Origin of the sequence: Pseudarthrobacter sp. AB1, from assembly GCF_014926485.1 — a bacterium.
GTDB lineage: Bacteria > Actinomycetota > Actinomycetes > Actinomycetales > Micrococcaceae > Arthrobacter.
The window spans coordinates 1-3515 of record NZ_PZKO01000081.1 but is presented as its reverse complement, the minus strand read 5'-3'; the positions used below and the strand labels follow the sequence as shown (position 1 = coordinate 3515).

At 63.3% G+C, this 3515-nt stretch carries 3 protein-coding genes; all 3 read right to left on the bottom strand.

Annotation, left to right across the window (positions count from 1 at the left end; genetic code table 11):
* Positions 1 to 108: 108 nt before the first annotated feature.
* Genes DAD99_RS21255 through DAD99_RS21245 form a run of 3 tightly spaced genes read right to left on the bottom strand, consistent with a single transcriptional unit; the run spans position 109 to position 3369 of the window.
* A complete protein-coding gene (locus DAD99_RS21255; RefSeq protein ID WP_193343160.1) occupies positions 109 to 1131 on the bottom strand; it encodes a site-specific integrase in 1023 nt (340 codons plus the stop codon).
* On the bottom strand, positions 1128 to 2117 hold the full coding sequence (locus DAD99_RS21250) for a tyrosine-type recombinase/integrase (RefSeq protein ID WP_193343159.1): 990 nt from the start codon (positions 2115 to 2117) through the stop codon (positions 1128 to 1130). Before DAD99_RS21250 ends, DAD99_RS21255 begins: the two co-directional genes overlap by 4 nt.
* On the bottom strand, positions 2107 to 3369 hold the full coding sequence (locus tag DAD99_RS21245; protein ID WP_193343158.1) for a tyrosine-type recombinase/integrase: 1263 nt from the start codon (positions 3367 to 3369) through the stop codon (positions 2107 to 2109). Before DAD99_RS21245 ends, DAD99_RS21250 begins: the two co-directional genes overlap by 11 nt.
* Positions 3370 to 3515 lie beyond the last annotated feature (146 nt).

The following is a 3515-nucleotide window of genomic DNA, read 5'->3' as shown; positions in this document are numbered from 1 at the left end:
ATCTCGGTTATGCGCAGCGGAACGTTATGCAAAAGTCCTCGTTCGTACTGGCGTTTTGACGGCCAGTCGCTGAAGAGTTCTTGGCATAACGCCCCGCCGTGGTGGTGGTCAGCGTCCGAGGCTGGTGAGCCAGGTGAGCATGTCCTTGTCCTGGTGCCAGAGCGGCATGGCGTCGGGTGGCGTGACGTTGGTGAAAGCGCTCTGGAGTGCTCTTCTTTTCATCTCTCCGTCGATGCGGGCGTAGATCTCGGTGGTCTTCAGATCGGCGTGGCCGAGGATGTCTCGGATGTAGACGAGGTTGACTCCGGCTTGAAGCAAGTGCATGGCCTTGCTGTGCCTGAGGGTGTGTGGCGAGATCGTGTCCGGCAATGCCGCCGGGTCGGCTTCCCTCGCGGCCGTTACGTGCTTGCCGAGGATGTAGGCGATGCCGGTACGGGTCAATTTCTTGCCACCTTGGTTGGGGAAAAGCGACCGGGTCCTGCTGGCGGGGCCGGTGAGGCCGGCACCGTCGGCGTAACGCTGGACCAGGGTGACCGTCGGGATCATTAGCGGCACGATCCTGGTCTTGCCGCCTTTGCCGGTGAGTTTTACGGTTGCGGGAGGATCGGTCCGCAGGTCGCCGAGGGTCAGGTCGGCGATCTCTTGGACTCTGGCGCCGGTGTCGTAGATCAGCGCCAGCAGTGCGAGGTCGCGCCGTCCGGAGGGTCTGCTGGTGTCGGGCTGGTCGAGGATCAGTCGGATCCCGTCGAGTGAGAGGTGGCGGGGTGGGTCGGTGGTGGTCTTCTTCTTTGGTATCGCCAGGACGCGCTGGTACTGCCCGATCCTCTCGATATCCCGGGCTTGCAGGTAGCGGCAGAACGACCGGATCGCTGCCAGTCGCTGGTTGCGGGTCGCTGGGACGCAGCCCCGCTCGGCCTCGAGCCAGGTCAGGAATCGTTCCACAAGGTCTTTGGTCAACAGCTCGCAGGTCATGTGCTCGGGGGTAATGTCCTCGTGGGCCTTGCAGTACCTGAGGAACAAAGCGAAGGTGTCTCGGTAGGACATGATTGTGTTCGTCGCTGAGCCAACGTCACCGGGGAGGAACCGGACAAGGAAATCGCTGAGGTAGTGCTGGAAGTCGTGGGTGGTCATTCGGGTTCGCCCCCTGGGATCACGCGCGAGGCGATGGCGCTCACAGCAGTCGTGACTTCGGGGAACATGTCCGGGATCAGGCGGACGTATTGGCCGGTTGCCGCGACCGAGGCGTGCCCGAGGTAGGTGGCTAGTGTCGGCAGCGCCCAGTAGACATCGGCGCCCTGGTCGACCATGGCTTTGAGCGAGTAGACGGCGAAGGTGTGCCGCAGGTCGTGCACTCGGGGACCATGCCCACGGCCGCCGTGCGAGATGCCGGCCGCCCACAGGGTCTTCCTGAACCATCTGTAGATGGTGTCGGGGGCGACGGGCCGGCCGTCCTTGTGGGTGAAGAACCGTGTGTCGTGGTCGGCGGTGAATAGCCGCGGTGCAGTGGCGTCGTAGTGGCGCATGATGTCGGCCATCGACATCGACAGTGGGACGAGGCGGTCCTGGTCGAACTTCGCGTGGCGGACGGTGAGGCAGCAGTTGTCGAGATCGACGTCACCGCGGGTCAGGTTCAGCGCCTCGGACACCCGCAGCCCGCACCCATACAGGAGCCTGATCAAGACCGGCAGCAGGACTGGCTTGACCGAGGACGCTTTGGCCTCGAGCCGGTCGCAGGCGGCGAAGAGCTGGTCCAGCTCGCGTCGGCTGAACACGTATGGGGTGAATGATTCTGGAAGGCCGCGCTGGTTCGAGGTTTGTGGGAAAGCCACTTGGAGGCCCTGTGCGGCCAGGTAGCTGAGGAACTGGTTGGCGTGCACGACGCGTTTATGCTGGTTGCTGCGACGCTCGTTGGGCCGTCTGCGGCACCACTGCTCGATCAGTTCCTGACTGATTGTCAGGTCGGTGTGGCCCGTGGACGCGATGGACCTGGACAGCGCCCGTAACGACTTCGGGACGTCGGTGTAGCGCAGGCCTTGTGCGCGCTTGTAGCGGACGAAGCCAGCCATGTGGGCGGCGAAAGCGGACTCGTAGTACGACGCCTGCTCATCAATCCTCATCGTTCTCACCGCCTAGGCTGTCGAGGTATCCCTGGTAGAGACCGGGCACGTCCAGCGCGCAGCCTCGAAGCTGTCCCAGATCGATTTTCAGGTAGACCGCCGTCGAGTCGGTGTCGGCGTGCCCGAGTGAGGCAGAGATCGCCGGCAGTGGCACCTTCTTCTCCAGCAGGGCCGAGGCAAGCGAGTGCCGTAGTGCGTGCGGACCGTGTTTCTTCCCTTGTGGGATGGCGACTCCTGCTGCCTTCAATCGTGTGTGGACCACGGTATGGATTGATATCGGCTGCATCGGCTCGCACGGGCCGTTCAACTTGAGAAACACATGTTCGGAGTCTGAGTGTGGCCTGGCGTTGCGTAGGTAGTCGATGACGGCTTCGCCAACGTCGTTGAGCAGGGGCAGCGCCAGGACCCGGCCGGTCTTCTGCTGGACGATCTCGATGGCGTCTTGTTCCCACCTGAGGTTTGAGAACCGCAGTCCAGCGATGTCGGCGGCTCTCAGACCGAGCCTTGCCGCGAGCAGGATGAGCGCCAGATCGCGCTTTCCTCGGGGGTTGCCGTGGTCGATGGCGGCGACCATCTGCTCCACTTCCTCGCGGGAGTAGGCCGAGGGGATTCTGGCCTTCTTCGTGTAGCGGATTCTGGGCACCAGCGGGCTCAGGTCCCGCGGAACCACCTTCTCTTCATGCAGATAGCCCAGCACACTGCGCAGTACGCAGACCGTGTGGTAGATCGTCGGCAGCTCGTAGACCGCCAAGCTCTCCACGAAGCCGTGAATGTGAACCGGCTCCAGCCCGGCGATGTCATCCAGGCCAGCATGATCCAAGAACGCCGCCAACCTCTCGAGGTAGGTGCTTGAGTTGCGGATGTGCGCCGACGACATGCCCCTGGCCGCCAGGCTGGCCACATACGCCCGGAACGGCGCGGCGGCCGCGCCGGCGAACACGAACTCCCGCCCGGGTCTGCGGAGCGTCAGGACGCCGGTCCGCTTAAAGTCGCTCAGCAAGTAGATGGCCTTCATCCACCGATACGAGGTCGCCTCGCTCAGCGGGTGCGAGCGGATGTGGAGCACGTCCTCTAAGAACTCCATGCCGTGCTCGATGCTGAAGGCACCCACAGGCATCGCACCTGAGTGCCCGCACAGCTTGTCCCACACGATGCGGTACTGCTTGATGACGGACGGCTTGTAGTTCCGCCGCTCCATCTCAGCGATGATCGCCCCCACGAGATCGGCGACCGTGACAATCTGCTTCTCCATTGCAGCCCTCCAACCTTGAGTCGTGGCGCTTATGCGCCACCCTTCAAGGCTGGATCGTTATGCAAAGCCATTACTAGGAGGGCCCCGTCCGAGGACCATCGATCATGCCGCAGAAGGCATAACGTCCCGCTGCGCATAACCGGCAT